This window comes from Bacillota bacterium (assembly GCA_023511455.1).
Classification (GTDB): Bacteria; Armatimonadota; HRBIN16; order HRBIN16; family HRBIN16; genus HRBIN16.
Genome location: JAIMBJ010000067.1, coordinates 1 through 3,379 on the forward strand (window position 1 = coordinate 1; position 3,379 = coordinate 3,379).

The 3,379-nt window shown below is 58.7% G+C and carries 2 protein-coding genes and 1 pseudogene; 2 read left to right on the top strand and 1 reads right to left on the bottom strand.

Annotated features, from left to right (window positions below):
• Positions 1-188: PEP-CTERM sorting domain-containing protein (locus K6U75_17145; GenBank protein ID MCL6476760.1), on the top strand; the 188-nt coding region annotated here is incomplete at its 5' end.
• A 400-nt stretch (positions 189-588) separates the two neighbouring features.
• Positions 589-2,187: an IPT/TIG domain-containing protein gene (locus K6U75_17150; GenBank protein ID MCL6476761.1), complete on the top strand. Its 1,599-nt coding sequence runs from the start codon at positions 589-591 to the stop codon at positions 2,185-2,187.
• An 853-nt stretch (positions 2,188-3,040) separates the two neighbouring features.
• Here K6U75_17150 and K6U75_17155 read toward each other — a convergent pair.
• Positions 3,041-3,226, bottom strand: a pseudogene (locus K6U75_17155) (DUF1559 domain-containing protein).
• Between the last annotated feature and the right edge of the window lie 153 nt (positions 3,227-3,379).

Genomic DNA, 3,379 nt, shown 5'->3' on the forward strand with positions numbered 1-3,379 from the left:
ACGACTATGTGTCCAATCAGGTGCTGGCGGGCATCGGTGGTGGAGGCAATCTGGGTGAGCCGCGTCTGGTGAACTTTAGCAACATACCGGGCGACCAGTACTTCCTGGTGCCCGTGCCTGAACCGTCCAGTCTGAGCATCTTGCTGCTGGGGCTTGGCGCGTGGGCATTCAGGAAGCGAAGAGGATAACAGACTGCCATGTCTGTGCGTAACCTGTCGGGCAACCCCTTTCGGGGTTGCCCGATTGCCATCTGTCCGCCCGAGGGCAGCTTCCCGCCTTCCATTCGGTGACATCTGAAGGAAAAAGAGACGGAGCCGAGAATAAGCAGGTGAGGAGCAGGTCCTTTTTGAAGCAACCCTTCTGTTTTTACCGCCGGGTTTCACTGAGGACTCGCCCCTAATCAACCGATGGAGGTTCATTTTCCATGAAACGCCCGCTTGGTCTCCCTTTGACGGTGGCTGCCGTGCTGCTCAGTATGGTTTTGGGGTTCATGAACGCTGAATGCCGGGCACAGGTCGCTCCATCTCCGCACCCCCCTGGGCGCAGGCAACCAAGAAGAAAGGGCTGGTTCCTGCCAGGCGCCTTGAGATGGCTTTACAGAAATCGCAGGAGCCGGATGCGCTGTTGCCGGTGCTGATGCATACCATCGAGCGTGGCTTGCAAGGCTCGCGGCGCAGTGGTTCCTCGGAGCTGGACCGGATATTCGACAGCGTCCTTCAACGCCATCCTGAGGTGGATCGACGGCTATTGCAGAACCTGGTCACCGACTATCGTGCGCTACCGGCATCGGTGCGCACCCGGGGGCTACCCCCGGCTATAGCAAACCTGGACCCCGCGCGCCCGATAGACCCTTCCGCCGTACAGATGATTGGCAAGCTGGTGCTGGAAACACGCAGAACCGTTCCCTTCCGCCTGCAGATGCCACCCGGCAAGCAGGTAAGCGCCAGCGAGTATATTACTGCCAACATCGGCAGGGCAAACCTGCCATCCGGTATCGATATGACCAGACCGCACATTGTGCGCATCTCTCCCGCGACCACCGCCGGTTACGAGGCCGGGCAGAAGCTCACGCTGATGGGCTGGGGTTTCTCGGCGAACAAGGCAGATAACACCATCCGCATCTTCAAAACGCTGGCGGGTGGCTCTCAGGGTGAGCTGACTACCCTGCACCCTTCGGTGTGCACCACCAGCGCGATGGAGTTCAACCTGCCCGCACCACTGGAACCGGGGCAGTATGCCGTGCAGGTGTCCGTGAAGACCAGCTCAGGGATTCAGGACACCAACAAGGTGGATTTTCGCATCAAAACGCCGCCACCTCCGGCTCCGGAAATCTCTGCCATTACCCCTTCGCAGTATCCGGGCAGAACCGCGCTCATCACCGGACGCCATTTTGGCGGGGTGCCGGGCGTCTACTTCCTGCCCATGGACGAGCAACCGATGGCATCTTATGTGACGTTCGAGGGGCAGAAAGCAAGCTTTACGCTGGGCAAGGTGCTGAGCAACACGCAGATGGAGATTACCGTCCCGAATAGCCTGCTGCCGGGTAACTATCAGGTGGTGGTAGCCATTGGCAGCGGCATAAGCAACCGCGTCGTCTATCCGGTGCGCGCGTACCGCTATCAGGTGAACTTCCTGAAGATTCACTGTATCGATGAGTCAAATCCTGAGTGGGCGGGCAGCGATGAGATTGTGACCACCTGGGTGGTGGCACGCGATACGGAGGTGTGGGCGAAGAACACGGGCGAATACGGGGAATTTGATGATGGCGAAGAGCAGAGCTACAAGACCGGCGACCGCACCGCGTTCATGCCCAGCGGCGGACCTGGTGAAGTCAAGAGCTTACTGGCTGTCAGCGTCTCGCTTTACGAGTGGGATGCCGGAGACGCCAAGGCGGCACGCGCGGTTGTTGGCTTCATCGGCGAGCTGGCGAAAGAGATACTGAACGCGATGGGAAAGGTGGAGTGGGCTAAGCTGGTGGCTGCTCTGACGCCGCTCGTACAGAAAGTGATTAGCTGGCTTGGTGGAGACCCCGACGCCTTGGGCACTCGCAATCTCGCCTGGTCCGCGCTGGACCTGTTGCAGGCAACCGACAACCCGCAAAAGCGGTTTTCGGGGAAACTGGAGTTTCGCAACAGCAGCGATACCGGAAGTTACGATGTCACCTATGAGGTGATACGCGTAGAGTGAAGATTCAGGCAGGATGTTGACAGATGGGTTCGGCATCCAGTGAGTTTCGGTAAGGCTTTGAAAATCTTGTTCTTTTTGGAGGGCGAGGCTCCCGCCGAGCCGTTTGGTGCTTTTCCGGCTCATCAGGAGGTTCGCCCTCCAGATGTCAGTTGCGACTGGCAAACGACTAACGGTATTCAGGTACTCTCCAGCAGTTCTGTTGCCAGGCGCGCAGTACGTTCGAGTCAACCCCCTGCCACCATTCCCACAGGTAGTCATCGGCTGGGGTGTCACCCGGGTTCCAGCGCAACGCGCCAAAGGTCGAGCAGACCTTAATCGCCTTCGCGTGCCCGTCGTGGAACGTCCAGTTGCTCATGCCGTTGTGGCTGGTGAACCACCCCTTGTTGCCGTCGAACCAGATGCGCCATCCGTCCACACACCACGTGCCGAGGTCATGGAAATATTCGCGCGACTCCAGCACCTGAATAATCGTGGCGGGGCGCGGTATCGCCGACATCTTCACCGGGTTGGAGAGCCAGCCGGGCACAATCCAGCCGTTCCACCAGCCAACGGTACCCCGGTGCGCCCAGTTGTTCGCGCCCGCATACGAACGCCGCCAGCCATGGTAATGCTCCAGCGTGGTCTCCTCCGGAGGAGGTAGAGGCCTCGTACCATCATGCAAACCGCTGTTGGCGTCATCTCCCCAGCGCGAGCATTGCCAGTTCCAGATGGGTTCGTTCGGGCGCTCGTAGGAAGGACACAAGGAGATGCCCGTGTTCTTGATGTAAGGCTGGATTGCCCACCGCCACGAGTAGCACGAGGTCCTTCCGTTGGGCGCAATTGCCGGTTGCCAGCCCGGGTAGGGCAGTGTGTCGTCGTAGTCCTGGTTATACTGCAGAATGCCTAAGGCAATCTGCTTCATGTTGGAGAGACAGGCTGTCTTGTTCGCCTGTTCTCGGGCACGTTCGAACACGGGGAACAGAATCGCCGCCAGTATCGCGATAATCGCGATAACAACAAGCAGCTCAATCAGGGTGAAAGCCTTCATGCTTCGTCGCATATCTAGCGCCCTCCCTTTTGGTGTAGGAGTTACGCAGTTGACCGCGAACCCCTATCGACAATACTATGGTAACATGAAACGGAAGCCAGTCAAGGGGAGCGATGCAGAAAATGAACCCGCCCAAATGCGATGATTTAGACTACATCCACTTCC